At 61.0% G+C, this 17,921-nt stretch carries 16 protein-coding genes; 1 reads left to right on the plus strand and 15 read right to left on the minus strand.

Features of this window, described 5'->3' with window-relative positions; all coding sequences use genetic code 11:
• Positions 1–83: 83 nt before the first annotated feature.
• The 4 genes from nadD to glyA form a co-directional block, all read right to left on the minus strand.
• The gene (gene nadD / locus H3T89_RS06260; protein WP_015021715.1) at positions 84–764 is read right to left on the minus strand and encodes a nicotinate-nucleotide adenylyltransferase; all 681 of its coding nucleotides are present in this window, start codon (positions 762–764) and stop codon (positions 84–86) included.
• Between the two features lie 5 nt (positions 765–769).
• Entirely contained in the window at positions 770–1,327 is a 558-nt protein-coding gene (locus H3T89_RS06265) for a hypothetical protein (protein WP_015021714.1), read from the minus strand.
• Complete coding sequence (locus H3T89_RS06270) at positions 1,324–2,637, minus strand: glutamate-5-semialdehyde dehydrogenase (protein ID WP_415873474.1); 1,314 nt, start codon at positions 2,635–2,637, stop codon at positions 1,324–1,326. Before H3T89_RS06270 ends, H3T89_RS06265 begins: the two co-directional genes overlap by 4 nt.
• A gap of 119 nt (positions 2,638–2,756) precedes the next feature.
• The gene (gene glyA, locus H3T89_RS06275) at positions 2,757–4,064 is read right to left on the minus strand and encodes a serine hydroxymethyltransferase (RefSeq protein WP_110417070.1); all 1,308 of its coding nucleotides are present in this window, start codon (positions 4,062–4,064) and stop codon (positions 2,757–2,759) included.
• Positions 4,065–4,267: 203 nt separating this feature from the next.
• On the opposite strand from glyA, the gene thrC reads away from it, so the two are divergent.
• Positions 4,268–5,749: a threonine synthase gene (gene thrC / locus H3T89_RS06280; RefSeq protein ID WP_198216541.1), complete on the plus strand. Its 1,482-nt coding sequence runs from the start codon at positions 4,268–4,270 to the stop codon at positions 5,747–5,749.
• A gap of 17 nt (positions 5,750–5,766) precedes the next feature.
• On the opposite strand, the gene H3T89_RS06285 is transcribed toward thrC, so the two are convergent.
• From H3T89_RS06285 to pflA, 11 genes are all read right to left on the minus strand, one after another.
• Positions 5,767–6,483 carry an ABC-2 transporter permease gene (locus H3T89_RS06285; RefSeq protein ID WP_198216542.1) on the minus strand — a complete coding sequence of 239 codons (717 nt, stop codon included), beginning with the start codon at positions 6,481–6,483 and terminating at the stop codon, positions 5,767–5,769.
• Positions 6,480–7,436: an ABC transporter ATP-binding protein gene (locus H3T89_RS06290; RefSeq protein ID WP_415873475.1), complete on the minus strand. Its 957-nt coding sequence runs from the start codon at positions 7,434–7,436 to the stop codon at positions 6,480–6,482. Before H3T89_RS06290 ends, H3T89_RS06285 begins: the two co-directional genes overlap by 4 nt.
• A gap of 22 nt (positions 7,437–7,458) precedes the next feature.
• Positions 7,459–7,866: a GntR family transcriptional regulator gene (locus H3T89_RS06295; protein WP_198216544.1), complete on the minus strand. Its 408-nt coding sequence runs from the start codon at positions 7,864–7,866 to the stop codon at positions 7,459–7,461.
• 441 nt (positions 7,867–8,307) lie between these two features.
• Positions 8,308–10,080 (minus strand): DNA repair protein RecN, encoded by a 1,773-nt coding sequence (locus H3T89_RS06300; RefSeq protein WP_198216545.1) that lies wholly within the window; start codon positions 10,078–10,080, stop codon positions 8,308–8,310.
• Positions 10,080–11,018 (minus strand): NAD kinase, encoded by a 939-nt coding sequence (locus H3T89_RS06305; protein ID WP_110417065.1) that lies wholly within the window; start codon positions 11,016–11,018, stop codon positions 10,080–10,082. Before H3T89_RS06305 ends, H3T89_RS06300 begins: the two co-directional genes overlap by 1 nt.
• Positions 11,019–11,088: 70 nt before the next feature.
• Positions 11,089–12,402, minus strand: a complete 1,314-nt coding sequence (clpX, locus tag H3T89_RS06310) for an ATP-dependent Clp protease ATP-binding subunit ClpX (RefSeq protein ID WP_198216546.1) — start codon at positions 12,400–12,402, stop codon at positions 11,089–11,091.
• Positions 12,403–12,547: 145 nt separating this feature from the next.
• Positions 12,548–13,216, minus strand: coding sequence for an ATP-dependent Clp protease proteolytic subunit (locus H3T89_RS06315; RefSeq protein ID WP_198216547.1), 669 nt, complete (start codon positions 13,214–13,216; stop codon positions 12,548–12,550).
• A gap of 9 nt (positions 13,217–13,225) precedes the next feature.
• The gene (locus H3T89_RS06320; protein ID WP_029678947.1) at positions 13,226–13,813 is read right to left on the minus strand and encodes an ATP-dependent Clp protease proteolytic subunit; all 588 of its coding nucleotides are present in this window, start codon (positions 13,811–13,813) and stop codon (positions 13,226–13,228) included.
• Between the two features lie 179 nt (positions 13,814–13,992).
• Entirely contained in the window at positions 13,993–15,369 is a 1,377-nt protein-coding gene (gene tig, locus H3T89_RS06325; protein ID WP_198216548.1) for a trigger factor, read from the minus strand.
• A 49-nt stretch (positions 15,370–15,418) separates the two neighbouring features.
• On the minus strand, positions 15,419–16,705 hold the full coding sequence (locus tag H3T89_RS06330; RefSeq protein WP_198216549.1) for an HRDC domain-containing protein: 1,287 nt from the start codon (positions 16,703–16,705) through the stop codon (positions 15,419–15,421).
• 333 nt (positions 16,706–17,038) lie between these two features.
• Positions 17,039–17,920, minus strand: coding sequence for a pyruvate formate-lyase-activating protein (pflA, locus tag H3T89_RS06335; protein ID WP_015021700.1), 882 nt, complete (start codon positions 17,918–17,920; stop codon positions 17,039–17,041).
• Position 17,921: the final 1 nt, after the last annotated feature.

Genomic DNA, 17,921 nt, shown 5'->3' on the forward strand with positions numbered 1-17,921 from the left:
CTGAAGCGGACAGCCTCCATGATAATGGCGCGCGCTGACACAGCAGGGCAGTTCGTGTTGGCGAGTCCGACGGTATACGAAGCTCAGGAAGCCGAACGGTAGAGCCCGTGCTTGTTGATATACTGCACCACCCCATCCGGGACCAGGTACCAGACCGGCATACCCCGGGCCGAGCGACGGCGCACGTCCGTGGACGAGATGGACAGCGCCGGGATCTCCAAGGTATCCACCCGCTGCGCAGGCACCTGAAGGTTGTCCAGGCTGGAGGAGTAGCCGGGTCGGGAGACGGCCACGAACTTGGCCAGATCCCACATCCGGTTGGCATCCTTCCAACGCATGATCTCGGCCACGGCGTCCGCCCCGGTGATGAAGAAAAGGTCACTGTCGGGACGCATCCGCTTGATGTCGCGCAGGGTATCCACGGTATAGGTGATGCCGGGGCGCTCAATGTCCACCCGGGAGACCGTGAACTTGGGGTTGGAGGCCGTGGCGATCACGGTCATCAGATAACGGTCCTCAGCATTGGTCACAGTCTTGTTCAGCTTGAACGCCGGGCGGCCGGTGGGCACAAAGATGACCTCATCCAGGTCGTAGACCCAGGCCACCTCCGAGGCAGCTACCAAGTGGCCATTATGGATGGGGTCGAAGGTACCGCCCATGATTCCAACCCGGGGACGACGGTTAGGGTGGACCGACCTACAGGCCCCGTCAATATCTGATGGCTCCTGTCCAGATTCCCCCTCCTTGGACAGCTCAGACATCATCCGGTTCACGCCTGCTCGCCCTCCCGTCTGGCTTCCGAGGCGTTCTCCTCATTCTCGGATTCCGCCTCCTGGCGCATCTGCTCGGCGCTGGGGTTGACACGGTCGGGATCAATTCGTTCCATGTCGGCATTCCACTCCTCCTGGACCACACGGCGGATCTCAGAGTAGGTGGGCAGGGGAAAGCCTGGCTGGTAGGCTTGACGAACCTGGGCCACGCATCCGGTGATGGCTATCAATGAATCGGACAGGTCGGCAATGCGCCCCTCCTGCTCCTGTTTGCGGAAGACAGGCACCCGTTCCTCCATGACGGTGATGTCATGCCTGACCTGGTTGAGCTGGTCCTGGTCCAGGTCGTACACATCATCGGCATGCTCGTCCGGCCATCCAATCAGGACTGCATCGGCATACTCCAGGCAGGAGCGCTGGTCTGCATCAGGGATGCCGTCCTCGATTTGGACCAGAAAGACGTACCGAAGCAGGCTCAGCCGCTCTGAAGCCACTCTCAGCCAGATACGCGGATTGTCGTGCTCGCGTTGGAAGAGCTCTTCGATCTTCTCGTTCACGGCCGCACCTGCCCCCTGCCGTAGCCGATCCATTTGGTGGTGGTCAGTTCCTGCAGACCCATGGGTCCTCGGGCATGCAGCTTCTGGGTGGAGATGCCCAGCTCGGCACCCATGCCGAACATGCCTCCATCGGTGAATCGCGTTGAGGCGTTGACCATGATCACGGCTGAATCCACCCGGCGGGAGAACTCTTCGACAGCCTCATAGTCCCTGGCCAGGATGGCCTCGGTATGGCCGGTGGAGTGACGGTTGATGTGCTCGATGGCCTGGTCAAGGGAGTCCACCACGCGCACCCCCATTTTCAAATCCAGATACTCACGGTCCCAGTCGGCTTCCTCAGCGCGGACCAGCAGTTCTTCAGGAAGACCATGCCCGGCCAGGATGTCCATGGAGACAGCGTCCAGGTGCAGCTCGACCTGGGCCCGGGTCAGCGCCTGGGCCACACGTGGCAGGAACTCAGCGGCCACATCCCGGTGGACAATCAGCTTTTCAGCGGCGTTGCAGACACCCACCCGCTGGGTCTTGGCGTTGACGATGACGGGAATGGCCTGATCCATATCCACCGAACGGTCCACGTAAATATGGACATTGCCAGCCCCGGTCTCGATGGTGGGCACGGTGGCCTGCTCGATTACGCTGCGAATCAGCCCTCGGCCACCCCTGGGCACCAGCAGGTCGATATGACCCCGTGCCTTCATCAGAGCCTGGGCCCCTTCGCGACCGTATCGGTCCACGGAGGCCACCAGAGCCGGATTCAACCCCTGCTCACGAAGCACCCCGCCTATCAGCTCCACCAGGGCGCGATTGGTGCGTTCGGCCGCGTGACCCCCTCGCAGGAGGGCCGCATTGCCGGACTTGAGGCAGAGGGCCACCACATCGATGGTGACATTGGGTCGGGCCTCATAGATCATGGCCACTACCCCCAGGGGAACCCGCACCTGATTGAGCCGCATGCCGTTTGGCATGTCATGGCCACGAACCACCTCGCCCAGTGGATCGGTCAGCCCAGCCACCATGCGCACGCCCCGGGCGGCGTCCGCAATACGAACCTTGTCCAAACGCAGACGATCGATCAGACCGGCGCTCATTCCTTCTTCAAAAGCCTGGGTGCAGTCCTGCTTATTGACTGCGGCAATCTGATCGGCCTGGTCGATCAGTGCATCGGCCAGGGCCAGCAAGAGAGCGTTCCTGGCCTGACCGGTCACGCCCGCCAGACCTGCCTGTGCAGCAGCCGCTGCATCGGCCATGGCACAGACCCGATCGAACACATCCTGGCGACCGGAGTTCTCGCTTTCACTCATGTTCGTCAGATCCTTTCGCCCTCAAGGGTCCGCCAGACCCATATTCTGTACCGATTGTAACCCACAGCGAGGGCAATAATAACAAGAGGAGGGAGGGCATTGCTGCACCTCCCTCCTCCAAGGGCCAATCAGTGGGTCTGATCCAGCTCAGGATAGAGCGGGAAGGCCTCAACCAGCCGGTCCACCCGGGCCTTGAGGGCATCCAGATCCGCCTGGGGGCCCTGGGCCAGCGCAGTGCCAATCACATCGGCCACCTCCTCGTACTGGGCCGGGCCGAATCCGCGAGTAGCCAGGGCGGAGGTCCCGATGCGCAGACCTGAGGCCACAGAGGCCGGGCGCGGATCGAAGGGCACCGTATTGCGGTTGACGGTGATGCCGATCTTGGCCAGCAGGTCCTCCCCTTGACGGCCGTCCATCTCGCTGTTGCGCAGATCCACCATGACCAGGTGAACGTCCGTCCCCCCTGTGAGCACGGTGATGCCGTTGTCGGCCACATCCTTGGCCATCAGGCGTTCGGCCAGAATCTTTGCGCCCTCCAGGGTGCGTTCCATGCGTTCCTTGAATTCAGGCGTGCCGGCCAGCTTGAAGGCCACGGCCTTGGCCGCGATCACATGCATGAGAGGGCCGCCCTGGTTACCGGGGAAGACCGAGGAGTTGAGCTTCTTGGCATACTCCTGACGGGCCAGGATGAACCCGGAGCGGGGTCCGCCCAGAGTCTTGTGGGCCGTGGAGGAGACCACATCGGCATAGGGCACCGGGCTGGGATGCAGGCCGGCTGCCACCATACCCGCGAAGTGGGCCATATCCACCCAGAACTTGGCACCCACCTCGTCGGCGATTTCCTTCATGGCTGCGAAGTCCTCAATACGCGGATAGGCGCTCCATCCGCCGATGATCAGGGCTGGATGGGTTTCCAGGGCCCGCTGGCGGATGATCTCGGGCTCGATGCGGAAGGTCTTCGGATCGACCCCGTAGGATTCAGCATGGTAAAAACGTCCGGAAAAATTGATCTTCATACCGTGGGTCAGGTGGCCGCCGTGGTCCAGGGCCAGGCCCAACACGGTGTCGCCGGGCTTGATCAGGGCCTGATAGACGGCGGCGTTGGCCTGCGCGCCCGAATGAGGCTGGACATTGGCGTACTCGGCGCCGAAGAGGGCCTTGGCGCGGTCCCGGGCCAGGTTCTCGACCTGGTCCACCCACTCGCAACCACCGTAGTAGCGTCTGCCAGGATAGCCCTCGGCATACTTGTTGGTCAGTACGGATCCCTGGGCCTGTAAAACGGCCTTGGGCACGAAGTTCTCTGAGGCGATCATCTCCAGACCACCGCGTTGACGCTCCAACTCTCCATCCAGCAGTGCAGCTATCTCCGGATCCACCTGCGAGATCGAAGAGTTCAGGACATCGTAGGATTGCTGTACCGGGTTCTCTTCGACCATGGGTCGCTCCTTTGTCTTTAACTTACAGCCTCGGGTACAGGGGCTGGTGGGCAATACTGTACGCCATACCGACCCCTGGCAGGCCGTGGAGTCCATAGACGGTTTCCTCCGCGAGCCGAGCAAGGTCATGGTTCGGACTCCTGTACGGGGTAGAATGCCCTGGTAATGATCAGTTCGGCGACATGGCGGAGGGGCAGGCAACCATGAGCACATACCACAGCACCCGAGGCGGCAAGGAGCAGCTGCAGTCCAAGCAGGCCATCAGACGAGGCCTGGCTCCTGACGGCGGACTCTACGTCAGCGATGGACTGGATGCACTGACCATCGACCCTGCCACGGTTGCCGGCCTGGACTACAAGGGCACGGCCAAACTGGTCCTTTCGGGACTGCTGAGCGATTACTCCTCCGCTCAGCTGGACTCCTGCCTGGACGCGGCCTACGGAGAACAGTGGTCCGATCCGGCAATCACCCCTCTGGTGGACCTGGGCGGCAACGACTTCGTACTGGAGCTCTTCCGCGGTCCCACCTCGGCCTTCAAGGACGTGGCCTTGCAGCTTCTGCCGAGACTGATGGCCCTGGCCGGGGATGATGGCGAACGGATCATGGTGCTTACGGCCACCTCCGGAGACACGGGCAAGGCGGCGCTGGCCGGTTTCGCAGACGCGCCGGGCACGGGCATCACCGTCTTCTACCCTCAAGGCAAGGTCAGTCAGATCCAGCGCCTGCAGATGGTCACCCAGGAGGGCGGCAACCTGCAGGTCTGCGCGGTTCGGGGCAATTTCGACGATGCCCAGTCCGCAGTCAAGTCCATCTTCGCCGACGCTGATTTGGCTTGTGAGCTGGACGAGAAGGCCTCAACCGTTCTCTCGTCGGCCAACTCCATCAATGTGGGCCGCCTGGCACCGCAGGTCGTCTATTACTTCCGGGCCTATGGGTCCCTGATGGAACGGGGGGTGATCGGACCTGGGGATCCGGTCGAGTTCTGCGTGCCCACCGGCAACTTCGGCGATGTGCTGGCCGGATACTATGCCAAGATGATGGGCCTTCCGGTGGCCCGCCTGACCGTGGCCTCGGACCGCAACCGGGTCCTCAACGACTTCCTGACCAGCGGCATCTATGACCGCAATCGTCCCTTCTACACCACCACTTCCCCCAGCATGGACATCCTGATCTCCTCCAACCTGGAGCGGATGCTCTACTACATGGCCGACGGCGACACCAAACTGATTGCCTCGCTTATGAGCGATTTGGAGTCCACGGGACGATACCAGGTGCCCGAAGCCGTTATGACCAGAATCCGCGGACTCTTCTCCTGCGGCTGGGCTGACGAGGACCAGGTGGCATCGGCCATTGGCAACTGCTGGGAGGACCGGGGATACCTGATCGATCCGCATACGGCCTGCGGTTACCAGGTCATGACCGGGCAGACCGACAGGGATTCCGCTGTGCCCCGTGTGCTGCTTTCCACGGCCAGTCCTTACAAGTTCCCCCGGGTGGTCTGCCAATCCCTGGGTCTGGAGACCCCGGACAGCGATTTCGGCTGCATGGACATTCTGGCCGAGGCCACCAACACCAGGCCTCCCAAGGCTCTGCGCGCCCTGGAAAGCGCACCTGTGCGCTTTCAGGACTGCATCGATCCCAGGGAGATGTCCGACTACGTCCGCCACGCGGTCATGCAGTCCTGAAACCTGGACAAATTGGCTCAGATCTCCTTCCTGGCATAGACCTTGCGAGATATGACCATCGAAACCATATCAGCCGCCAGAATCACCGCCAGCCCGAGGACCATCGGCCGCCACAGGTCGGAAGTCAAAGATCGCATGATTGAATTCCAGAAGGTCCCCCAGTCCAAGGGCAGCAAACTGCCGATAAGGGCCATGATTGGCACCAAACCAAGAAGCGCCAGGAAGACTATCATTGCCTTAACTGGCTCCAGCCAATAAAACAAGGGTGTAGCTACTGCAAAGAGCAAAGACTCCAACAGGAACAACCCCGAAGCAAACAAGACAGTGTCGCGCCAATGGTCCTGTCCATGCAAAAATGAATCAGTAGCGTAGAAGAAGAATATTGCATAGCCGCAAGACTGAACTAAGACCAGCAGAATTACAGCAGCATAGCGTCCGAATACCTGGTGATCACGTGTTATGGGCAGCAGACCGTTCAAGCGAATTGCCGTATTGCTGAAATCGACGAACATACCGAATACCAGGCCTACAAGCAGTCCGATTCCCATGCTGGTTACTGCTCCCGTCAACGCAGTCCGTGCATCTTCCCCGTCATTGCCTGTCAGGGCCATGACCAGGTTCAGCAGGATTCCGATGAGAGGAACGGACATGAAAATCAGCACACCGACCCAGGTTCTCCCTGCTCCTGAGAAACGTTGCATGTCCAACCTGATCTGCTTGGCTATCGCCTTCATGACTCCACCTCCTTATTCCTGTCGGTCGCGGCAGGTGAGCCCGCGGTCAGTCTGATGATGTTGTCAAAGTCGGCCCGCTCCACCAGGTAGCGGCCATCCGAAGGCTCCACGGCGGCAGGGGAAGCCGATGCCAGAAAATCCTTCAAGTGTTCAGTGGGCACCAAAGCCTCGAAACCTGTGGCGGAACGCTGCAAGCCCATCAGATGCGGCATTTGTGCTCTAGCCAGATCGTCCGGCCCTCCTCTCACTATCTGAAAAGCCTCCATCAACTCGTCCTTGGGGCCGGTGTAGAAGACAGATCCTCGATTGATGTAGGTGACGAAGTCAGCCACCCGTTCAAGATCCGCGGTGATGTGCGTGGAGAAAAGCACCGAGTGACGACCGTCCCCGATGTAGTCCAGCAGAATATCCATGAGCTCGTCCCTGGCCAGGACATCCAGACCACTGGTGGGCTCATCCAGAATCAAGAGCCTTGCATCGTGGCTGAGGGCGACGGCCAGCATCAGTTTCATCTGCATGCCGCGGGAGAGCTTGCCGATTTTGCGATTTTCATGCAGACCGAACCGACGCAGATAGTCCTGATAGCGATCACTGTTCCAAGAGGGATACATGGGTGCCATCACTGGCTCGACAGCCTTGACCCTCCATGTCTCCAGGAAATAAATGGAATCGAAGACCACACCCAGATCTGCTTTGACCTCCTCCTCCTGTTTCAGGGGATCACGGCCCAGAATGCTGATTTCTCCGCTGTCTCGGCGAGTCATGTTCAGCAAGAGCCGGATCAGGGTGGATTTGCCTGCGCCGTTGGGGCCTATCAATCCCATGATGTAACCCATGGGTAGGTCCATGGTGACCTGCTGCAGACGGAAACCCGTACCGTCAGCCTTGACGTAGCTTTTCCCCAGGTCACTGACGCGCAAGGCATAGTCGATCCCTTCAACAGAAGTTGTCATCGGCGGTGATGCACGCATACTCCTATTCCTTTCCTTCTTCGGACGCGGGTGCAGAACCCCTGTTGCCAAGCAGGCCGTCGAGCAGGCCGCGAATCCGGTCCGGATCCATCCCGGCCCGACGAGCCGTATCGACCGCCTCCCCCAGCAGGGACTGCACGCGGTCCTCCAAATGCTGCCGCATGACCTGGTCGCCACTGTCGGCCACGAAAGTCCCCTTGCCTTGGATGTTCTCCACCAAACCCTCTTGAGCGAGTTCGGTATAGGCGCGGGTCACGGTCAACACGGACACCCTGAGCTCCTGTGAGAGATGTCGCAGGGAAGGCAGCCCCTCCCCAGCTTTCAGGTCTCCAGTCAGGATGGCCGAACGTATCTGGTCCTCGATCTGCCGATAAATCGGCTGTCCGGACAGGGATGAGATGATCAGCTTCATCCAAGCCCCTTTCATTGATTGTCTGGACGACCCTGGCTGAGCTGTGCCGGTGTTCATGTATACACTATAACAGTTTGACCGTGAAGACAACTCACCATTGATCTTCTGTTACTTGGTTCAAGATTCAATCAAAACGGCTCTGCAATGCGGAAATTCTGAACGATTGCAAATTCAGACAAACGGCCATCAGAATAGGGTCGCCGCCACATTGCTCAAGCCGAGGACAGACACGGTGTACTCAACGAAAAATCCAATATGATCGTACCGCACGGCCACCAACAGCCAAATGAGTACGGCCAAAGCATCAAAACGAAAAGCAGCAAAATCACAGATGTCCAGCACGCAGTGGCAAGGCCGCAAAAAGCAGCAATGTCGCCAAGACTTGTCAAAGTCACTAAATCGACGAACGTTGGCACGACAAAGCGTAGACGGCAACCAGACCTATCGGGCCTGGAGCCTGCTGGAGGCCAGAAGCTCCCGAGCGTGCTTCAGGGAGGTCGTGGACTCACTGCCAGCCAGCATCCGGGCGATCTCCCGCTCTCTGTCTTCGCCCTCTACCTGGCGGACCAGGGTCTCTACAGCATCGCCACCTTCACGTCCTTTGGCCACGACGAACTGTCGGTCGGCCCAGGAAGCCACCTGCGGCAGGTGGGTGACCACAATAACCTGGGCGGTGACGGACAGCCGTGCCAGACGACGACCCAGCTCCACGGCAGCACGACCGCCGACACCAGCATCCACCTCGTCGAAGATGAAGGTCATCGTCGGGCCGCCAACCTGGGAATCGAGACCAGTATGTCCATGGCCAGACCCGTCAGGCCCCGATGAGGTCCGGCCTTCGGCAGCCACCAGCTCCAAGGCCAGCATGAGCCTGCTGAGTTCGCCGCCCGAGGCGCTTTTACCCATAGGCAGTAGATCCGAACCTGGATATGGTCTGAAGAGAAAGTCAACCTGGTCCAAACCATGCCCGTCCATCTCCTGGTCCTGGCGTGGCCTGACGCGGATCTCCAGCCCGGCGCCCGACATGGCCAGAGAGTGCAATTCGCCGTCAACAAGATCGCTCAGTCTTCGTGCAGCCTTGGCTCGAGACGCAGACAGAGTCCGTGCCGCTTTCAAGGCGCTTCCGCGAAGCTGTTCAACCTGACCCTGAAGCTCCTCCAGTTTCTCGGGTGAGGCATCCATGTCTTCAAGCTCAAACGCAGCCTTCTTGCGCCAGGCCAGAACGTCATCGATATCCGGTCCCCAGCGTCGGGTCAGCTCATCCAGATCGTGGATGCGGGCGTTGATCTTGTCCAGATCGCCCTCCTGGCCTTCGTCATCCAATTGGCTACTCAGGGTGAAGACCAGATCAGACAGATCAGCATTCAGCGACCGCAGCCGCTGGGTCGACTCCTGAAAGACCCCCTCCACACCGATGCCTTCCAAAGCGGCAATGGCCCGTTCGACCAGTGCCGTGGCCGATGGTGCGTCAGCATCAGGGTCGATTTGGCCGGAGTCCAAGGCGGACAGCGCAGACATGACTCCCTGACTGATCTGGGCAGCATGCTCAATCCGGTCCCGCTGGGCCTTGAGTTCACGATCCTCGCCGGAATGAGGGTCAACGCGGTCAATCCGGGCAATGGATTCACGAAGATAATCAGCTTGGGCCATAGCGCCGGACTGCTGGTTACGCAGCTCCTCCAGATGGTCCTGAGCCTGTCGGTACTGCCTGAAGGCCTTGGAAAAAGCCTCCAGCTGCGGGCCGTCGCCCGCATAGGCATCCAGAAATTCGCGCTGCCGGGCCGGACTGGCCATACGCATCTGATCCGACTGCCCATGGACAGTGACCATCATCCCAGCCACCTCCTCCAACAGGCCACGAGGGGCCGTCCTGCCGTTCAGAGCAGCACGGGAACGCCCCTTGACCGGCATGGTTCGAGCCAAGAAGATCTGCCCCTCATCCTCCAAGGGCAGGCCAGCCTCGGTTACGGCAGCAATCACTGGATTCTCGTCTCCTGCCGCTCCAGCATCGAAAATCCCCTGGACCCACGACTCGCGTGCTCCAGGCGACACCAGTTGCGGTCGGGCAGCGGATCCCGAGATCAGCCTGATGGCGTTGAGCAGCATGGACTTGCCAGCCCCGGTCTCCCCGGTGATGGCCGTCATGCCAGCAGCAGGCCGCAGGAGGGCATGATGGATGGGACCCAGGTCTCGTACTTCCAGCTCTTCCAGCATCAGTGCTCCTTGTTCGACTCCTGCGACTCCCCCTGGTCCTGTCCATTCGCAGCCGCCGAAGGACGGTGCTGCTCCCTCCAGCCGACCACCGGCAGGTCGAACTTGGAGACAAGCCGTCTGGTGAAGGGCACCCCCGACAGCCTGGCCAGCCGCAGGATGTCATGGGACTGCCGCACCACGATGCGGGAGCGCTTGGGCACTGGCCGCTGACGGCGTCCGTCATTGCAAATCCAACCGGCCGACTGGGAATCACTCAGGATATCCAGGGTGAATTGCGACTTTGGACCGATGATCAGGGATCGGGCAAAAAGGGCATGGGCAGCAATGGGCACCATCTGCAGCGACTGCGCATCCGGCCAGACGATGGGCCCGCCCACCGAAAAGGCATAGGCCGTCGATCCGGTCGGGGTGGCCACAATCATGCCGTCGCAGCCGAAGGAGCTCATTTCCACATCGTCCACTCGGACCGACACCTCGATCATCTTGCCCCGATCATATCGTTCCAGGGTCATATCGTTGAGGGCCCAGTCGCTCAGTGGTCGATCGGCCCCGGGTATCCACAGGTCCACATGGGCCACCATGCGCTCGTCGATGGAGTAGTCATGATCGGCCACCCTGCGAATGGCCTCCCCTATCTGAAAGCTCTCGAACTCCGCCAGGAATCCCACATGACCCAGGTTGACCCCCAGGATGGGCACCTGGGTGCCCTTGACCAGCTCTGCAGCACGCAGAATGGTCCCATCGCCACCCAGAACGATGACTATCTCGGTGTCGTCGGCCACCTTCTGGCTGGGGCTGCCGAATTCCGGGGCGGCAATATTGTCGACAATCGAGACGCGAAATCCATCCCGGCGCAGCTGCTCCTCGACCTCATCCACCAGGTGGCCGCTTGCCCGGACCCGGCTGTGCGTAACTACGACAGCGCTACGAGCACCCATGGGGCCTCCCTTCCGGCAACAATGATCATCCTATCGGGCCCGGTCAACAGCGGGGCTCATCGTGGCAGGGTCAAGCCAAACGACGACCAGCAGCTGTGGCCACGCCTTGCCCGGTCTCATACCGGGGCGATCCCGTCCCGTCCACGGCATCGGCATCCACCACAACACGGGAAACATCCGTCCTGTCTGGCAGCTCGAACATGGTCGCCTCAAGGGTGTGCTCAATGATTCCCCGCAAGCCTCGGGCGCCGACCTTGCGCTCCAGGGCGACGGCCGCAACCCGATCTAAGGCGGCATCCGTGAAGATCAGATCAGCCCCGTCATCCAGGAACATGCGCCGGTACTGGTCGACAAGGGCATTGTCCGGTTCGGTCAACACCCTCCGCAACTCATCGGCACCCAGCGGCTCCAGGGTGGAGATCACCGGCAGCCGCCCCACAAACTCGGGAAGCAGGCCAAACTGTTCCAGGTCCTCGGCCCTGACCTGGCTCATGACCCGGTCGTCGGGCACCCTGTCAGACCCCTGAGTAGCCGAGAATCCGCTCTCCCGCAGACCCAGCCGCCGGCGGACAATCTCCTCAAGACCGACGAAGGCGCCGCCGCAGATGAAGAGGATGTTGGCCGTGTCCATGACGACCGTGCGGACATCACCGTGTCGCCGCGAACCCTGTACCGGCACGCGGGCCTGGGTGCCCTCAATGATCTTGAGTAATGCCTGCTGGACCCCCTCGCCGGACACGTCCCGGGTGATGGAGGTGTTCTCCCCCGATTTTCTGGCGATCTTGTCGATCTCGTCAATGTAGATAATCCCCCGCTGGGCCAGGTCCATGTTGCCGTCGGCAGCCTGGAGCAGCCCCTGCAGGACGGATTCCACGTCCTCGCCCACATACCCCGCCTCGGTCAGGCTGGTGGCATCCACAATGACGAAGGGAACGTTCATGATGGTGGCCAGTGTCCGCGCCAGGTAGGTCTTGCCCACGCCGGTGGGGCCCATAAGCAGGATGTTGGACTTGTCCACCTGGACGCGTGGGGCCGCATCCTTGCGTTCAATCGCAGTGTCTGCAGCACGCCCACGGTCGCCCAGATCCATGTTGACGCGCTTGTAGTGGTTGTAGACCGCCACCGACAACGTGCGCTTGGCGGCCTCCTGGCCGATGACATACCGGTTCAGATAGGCGAATATCTTTGAGGGTGCAGGCAGGGTCACCCGCTGGTCGGCAGCGTCCTTGGCCATGTCCTCCTGAATGATCTGGGCGCATAGACGTATGCATTCGTCGCAGATGGCGCAGGAAGGACCCTTGACCAGGCGGCGCACCTGGTGCTCATCCTTGCCGCAGAACTCGCAGCGATTCAGTCCGTCATTGTAGCTGACCACACGGCCCATGGCTCTCCCTTCCCGGAGAATCCGCAAGAATCGCCGAAATCAAATTCTAACTGGCATCGTCCATGATGCCAAAAACGTCCGGAGGCCGTGGGTCCCAGGGGCCCGCCGCCATCCGGACGATCAATCATGCGCGTAGTCACCGGAGCTAGTTGCGGTGCTCCAGGACCTCGTCCACCATCCCGTAGTCCTTTGCCTGCTGGGCGGTCAGAATGGTGTCCACCTCGATGTCCTTGCGGATCTTCTCCACATCCTGACCGGTGTGCTTGGCCAGGGTCTCCTCCAGCCAGGTGCGCATGCGCAGCATCTCCCTGGCCTGGATTTCGATCTCGGTGGCCTTGCCGAAGTCCTGCTCCATGGCCGGCTGGTGAATCAGTACACGGGCGTTGGGCAGAATCAGACGCTTGCCCTTGGTGCCGGCCGCCAGGAGAACTGCAGCGGCCGAGGCGGCCTGGCCCAGGCAGACAGTCTGTACATCGGGCTTGATGTACTGCATGGTGTCATAGATGGCGGTCATGGCCGTCATGGATCCCCCCGGCGAGTTGATGTAGATGATCACGTCGCGGTTGGGATCCTGGCTCTCCAGAACCAGGAGCTGGGCCATGATGTCGTCCGATGAAGTGTCATCCACCTGGACGCCCATGAAGATGATCCTGTCGTCGAAGAGCCTGGTGTAGGGGTCCTGGCGCTTGTAGCCGTATGGGGTGCGCTCCTCGAACTGCGGCAGCACATAGCGGTCGGTGGGCACAGCGGCCAGGCCGCGAGGGCCTGCCAGTCGACGGGCCCGTGCTACGAATTGCGCTTCTTCAGATGCCATATGGAGTGCTCACTTCCCTTGATCCGCGGTCATAGTGCCGTGGGTGGTCACGATCCGGTCGACGAAGCCGTACTCCAGGGCCTGCTGGGCCGTGAACCAGTGATCGTATTCGTTGTCCCGGTAGATCTCTTCCAGGGTGTGGCCGGTCTGCTCGGCTGTCAACTGGGAGAGTGTGCGCTTCATGTCCATGATCAGCTCGGCGTTGATCCTGACATCAGTGGCCGTGCCTCCAACGCCGCCCGAGGGCTGATGCATGAGCACCCGCGCGTGGGAGGTGACGAAACGCTTGCCCTTGGCCCCGCTGGAGAGGAGGAACTGACCCATTGAAGCCGCCATGCCGACTGCAACAGTGGCCACGTCGGGCTCGATCAGCTGCATGGTGTCGTAGATGGCCATGCCGGCCGTAATGGAACCGCCAGGCGAGTTGATATAGAGCCAGATATCCTTCTTGGGATCCTCGGCCGCCAGCATCAGCATCTGTGCGCAGATGACGTTGGCGTTGGCGTCCTTGACCTCGTCCCCCAGCCAGATGATCCTGTCCTTGAGCAGTCGGTTGAAGATGGGATCGGTCGGCGTGGGGGCCTCCCCCTCCTCCATCACGGGACTGGTTGCCAATGAGTTGTTCACCCTGTCTCCTTCGATAAACGTATCTGTATTGAGAGTAGCCCCCGCAATCGACGCGGCCTCGGTCTTTCTGCTCTTTGCGCAACTGCTATGACAGGGCCGCACCCAGTTGCGAAACAGCCTGGATGCGGCCCTGTCCCTTGCCTTGAAAGCTACTCCTGATCCTGGGAGAGCTGGTCAGCCACTTCAGCCGCGGCGGAGGCAGCCTGGACACTCTCGTCCTGCTCCTCCTGGGCCTCGGGCTCATCCTCGCCCAGGAAGCGGCTCAGGTCAACCTCCTGGCCATCGGGATCCTTGAAGGTGACGGCCCGCATGCCGGCCAGCATGCCCTTGGAGCGGCCGACCTCCTGCACAGCCGAACCCAGCTGGCCATTGCGGACGATGCCGTTGATGAAGGCGCTGGGGTCCATGCCGTACTGCTGGGCAATGGAGGCCAGGAAGTTGGTTACGTCGGCCTGGCTGACCGTGATGCCCAGCTTCTCAGCCAGAGCGTCCAGGGTCATCTGGTCGCGTAGTTCCTTCTCCACGCTCTCCTCGGCTTCGGTCTTCTCGTCCTTGCTGGCCTTGTCGGGATCCTTGCCGGTGTTCTTAAGCTGATCGGTCACCATGGACTGCTTGATACCCTTGGGCACCGGGATGTCCAAGCCCTCCTGGAGCTTGGCAATGAAGGCATCGCGGGCATCAGTGGCCTGCCGACCCTCGGCATCCACCTGGCACTGCTTGCGTACGTCCTCGCGCAGCTCCTCCAGGGTCTCAAACTCCGAGGCCTCCTTGGCGAACTCGTCATCCAGGTCGGGCAGCTCCTCGGCCTTGACCGAGTTGACCTTGACCTTGATCTGGGCCTTCTCGCCCTGGTGCTCGCCGGCCTCCAGGGTTCCCTCAAAGGTGGTCTCTTCTCCGGCGGACAGCCCGTCCAGGGCCTCATCCAGACCATCCAGCATGGTGTTGGAGCCCAGCTCGTAGCTGACTCCCTGCTGGGAGTCCACGGACTCGCCGTCGATGACGGCGTCAAGGTCGATGTTGGCGTAGTCGCCCTTGGATGCGGGGCGATCCACGCTGACCAGGGTGCCGAAGCGCTGACGCAGGTTGTCCAGCCGCTTGTCCGCGTCCTCGTCGGTGACGGCGGGCTTGGGGACCTCAATCTCCATGCCCTCAATCTCTGGCAGCTCGAACTTGGGACGAATCTCGACCTCGGCGGTGAACTTGAGCTTGGTGTCGTCCTTGGCCGAGGAGGGAATGTCTTTTACATCAATCTGCGGCTGCGCCATGGCGTGCAGCTGCTTCTCCTCCAGAGCCTTGGAGTAGAGTTCGGGCACACCGGCGTTGACGGCTTCGCCCGCCACGCTGGCAAAGCCCACGCGCTGATCGATGATGGGTCCGGGCACATGGCCCTTACGGAAGCCGGGGATGGTCACCTGCTTGCCGATCTCCTTACGGGCCTGATCCAGGTAGGGGTTCAGCTCATCGGGATCGACGGTGATGGTGAGCCTGACCTTGGTGGGCTCGAGGTTTCTGACGCTGATTTTCACGCTGCGCTCCAATTCATCCAAACCGTTTGATCTGCCAGTAAGGCAACCGTTACATAATAGCGCGAGTCAGGGACTCTGACAGGAGCGAAACCTGCCAGGGGCGGGCGCCCTCCTGACGCAGGAAGTCGGCCACATCACGCTGTTCCGGTTCGTCAGTCCAGCAGAGGTTGCGCAGGTAGCGGGGCTTGATCAGAATCTCGTCAGGGGTGTTGGTCCGGTGTCCCACTTCAGTCACCGCCTTGCGCGCTGCCTCCAGCCTGGCAAACCGGTCGGGATGGCGGTGCCGCCAGACCTGCATGGACTTGGGGGCGTTGGTCTCCTCACACCGAGGCTTGGGAGGCACCGGCAGCTTTTCGGTGGGCAGACTCAGCGCTTCCAGAATGGCCTGTTTCCAGACCGAGGGCCTGACCCGGCGCTGGATGGGGGCATAGCGCTCAAACATCCGGTCCTGCTCGCCGCCGGTGTGGATCCTGACCCGCTCGTTCAAGGACCGGATGGCCCGGAATTGGGCGTTGTTATGCGGCTTGAGCCTGCCGGCCTCGATGATGGCCTTGTCGGGCAGGAGGAGCGTCGGAGCGATGTCGTAGCGCCGGGCCAGCCGGTTTCGGGTGGTCCACAGGGAACGGGCCACAGCCAGCCCTCGGCGGTCGTTGTGCAGGGCGTTGATGTGCGAGATATGCCGCCAGGGCTGCTCAGGCTTCGGCTTGGGAACTTTGCCCTGCCCCAGCAGCCAGGCGAATTCCTGCCTGGCCCACTCATCCTTGCCGTGACGGCGCAGGTCCTCCAGTTCGCGCGTTCGTAACTGATTCAACAGTTCCACGTCCAAGGCGGCGTAATTGCGCCAATCGCGCGGCAGTGGACGATATGACCAGTCTGCGGCAGAGTGTTCCTTGGCCAGCGTCAGCCCCAGGTAATGCGCGGTCACTGCAGACAGACCATAATGACCCAGGTTGAGCATCCTGGCCGCCAACTCGGTGTCGAAGAGCGATGAGGGCCTCATGCCCAGCGCATAGAAGCCGGGCAAATCCTGAGGGGAGTCGTGAATGATCCATTGGGCCCCATCAACAGCCTTATTGAATTCAGACCAGTCACAGCCCGCCTGCATCAGAGCAGGTGGGTCCAGCAGAAATATCCCCGACCCCTGGCGCTTGAACTGCACCAGGTAGTCATCGTGGCCATAGCGGAAGCCGGAGGCCCGTTCAGCATCCGCGGCCAACGCACCGCTCCCCCGGGAGAGCATCCGACAGGCCCGGCGGTATCCGGCCATATCATCGATGACCGACGGCACACCCTGGGCGGGCTCTGAAAGCAGCTGCGTCTGAGGATCCGTGGTCACCTGCGCTCAACCTCTTTTATAGTTTGTCTTTCATCACGCCACCGGGCTGACCGGCCCGGAAAACACACGTCTGAAAGCATAGTCCATGGCCTCAACCCGCTGACAATTCTTACTAAGCATGCATGGTCGGCAATTTATCGATTCACGGAACCGGTCATTCACTGAATCCGGAATTGATTGAGCGGTTCTTCATGAAGTCGGTCATTCGTTGCTTGGCCGACTGACCTTCGCCCAGGCAGACAAAACTCCCCACGGTGTTCGCCGTGGGGAGCGACAGGAAAATTAATCTGATTGCTCCTGGACCCGCTCAAGAACGAAATTGGGTTCTGTGGCTTAGTAGACCACGAAGCCGTGGGCCTCCAGCTGCTTCTTGACCCGATCCTTCAGGGCCGCGGAGGGACCCTTGGCGTCTTCCAGCGGGTAGGGAATGCGCAGCTCATGCCACTTGGGTCGTCCTAGCTGATGGAAAGGAAGCACATCAATGTGCTCAATGGCGTCCTTGAATTGTTCACATACCCGGGCAACATTCTCGACATTCTCCTCGGAGTCGGTCAACCCAGGCACCAGCACGAAACGGACCCAAATCTTACTGCCACGGGCAGCCAGACGCTTGCCGAATTCGATTGTGGGTGCCAGCGTGCCGCCGGTCACCTTCTTGTAAGTGGCCTCGTCGCCGGATTTGACATCCAGCAGGCACAGGTCAATATCGTCAATCATGGCATCGGTGTAGTTGCGATTGAGAAAGCCCGAGGTGTCCAGGCAGGTGTGGACGCCCATCTCCTTGGCAGCTCGGAAGACACGTGAGACAAAGGCAGCCTGCATCATGGACTCGCCACCGCTGAAGGTGATTCCTCCACCCGTGCTCTTGAAGAGGTCCTGGTAGCGGGCCACCTTGTCGATCATGGCCTGCAGATATACGGGCTGGCCATCGCGCATCTTCCAGGTGTCGGGGTTCTGACAGTACTGGCAGCGCAGGGGACATCCGCTCATGAAGACGGTCATCCTTGTGCCCGGCCCGTCCACTGAGGTGTTGATGTCCCAGGAGTGAACAAATCCGATGTCGCCCGTGCGTAAGGCATTCATGCGGTCGTGCCGGTCCAGTCCAATGGGCGATTCGAACCCCGAAAGGCCGCCCATCAGGGTCTGGCTCTGGTAGACCTTGGATTCCTTGAGCATGTGCGGCTGTGTGGTATGGAAGGTGGTGGTCTCCGTCATC

Source organism: Bifidobacterium sp. W8114 (genome assembly GCF_016101165.1).
In the GTDB taxonomy this organism is placed as follows: Bacteria; Actinomycetota; Actinomycetes; order Actinomycetales; family Bifidobacteriaceae; genus Bombiscardovia; species Bombiscardovia asteroides.

Excerpts from the sequence above, each read along its gene's own strand:
- H3T89_RS06285 (WP_198216542.1), bottom strand. The coding sequence starts at position 6,483 with ATGAAGGCGATAGCCAAGCAGATCAGGTTGGACATGCAACGTTTCTCA.
- H3T89_RS06320 (WP_029678947.1), bottom strand. The coding sequence starts at position 13,813 with ATGGAGGAGGGGGAGGCCCCCACGCCGACCGATCCCATCTTCAACCGA.
- clpX (WP_198216546.1), bottom strand. The coding sequence starts at position 12,402 with ATGGGCCGTGTGGTCAGCTACAATGACGGACTGAATCGCTGCGAGTTC.
- glyA (WP_110417070.1), bottom strand. The coding sequence starts at position 4,064 with ATGGTCGAAGAGAACCCGGTACAGCAATCCTACGATGTCCTGAACTCT.
- H3T89_RS06315 (WP_198216547.1), bottom strand. The coding sequence starts at position 13,216 with ATGGCATCTGAAGAAGCGCAATTCGTAGCACGGGCCCGTCGACTGGCA.
- pflA (WP_015021700.1), bottom strand. The coding sequence starts at position 17,920 with ATGACGGAGACCACCACCTTCCATACCACACAGCCGCACATGCTCAAG.
- nadD (WP_015021715.1), bottom strand. The coding sequence starts at position 764 with ATGATGTCTGAGCTGTCCAAGGAGGGGGAATCTGGACAGGAGCCATCA.
- H3T89_RS06305 (WP_110417065.1), bottom strand. The coding sequence starts at position 11,018 with ATGGGTGCTCGTAGCGCTGTCGTAGTTACGCACAGCCGGGTCCGGGCA.
- H3T89_RS06295 (WP_198216544.1), bottom strand. The coding sequence starts at position 7,866 with ATGAAGCTGATCATCTCATCCCTGTCCGGACAGCCGATTTATCGGCAG.
- H3T89_RS06300 (WP_198216545.1), bottom strand. The coding sequence starts at position 10,080 with ATGCTGGAAGAGCTGGAAGTACGAGACCTGGGTCCCATCCATCATGCC.
- H3T89_RS06290 (WP_415873475.1), bottom strand. The coding sequence starts at position 7,436 with ATGACAACTTCTGTTGAAGGGATCGACTATGCCTTGCGCGTCAGTGAC.
- thrC (WP_198216541.1), top strand. The coding sequence starts at position 4,268 with ATGAGCACATACCACAGCACCCGAGGCGGCAAGGAGCAGCTGCAGTCC.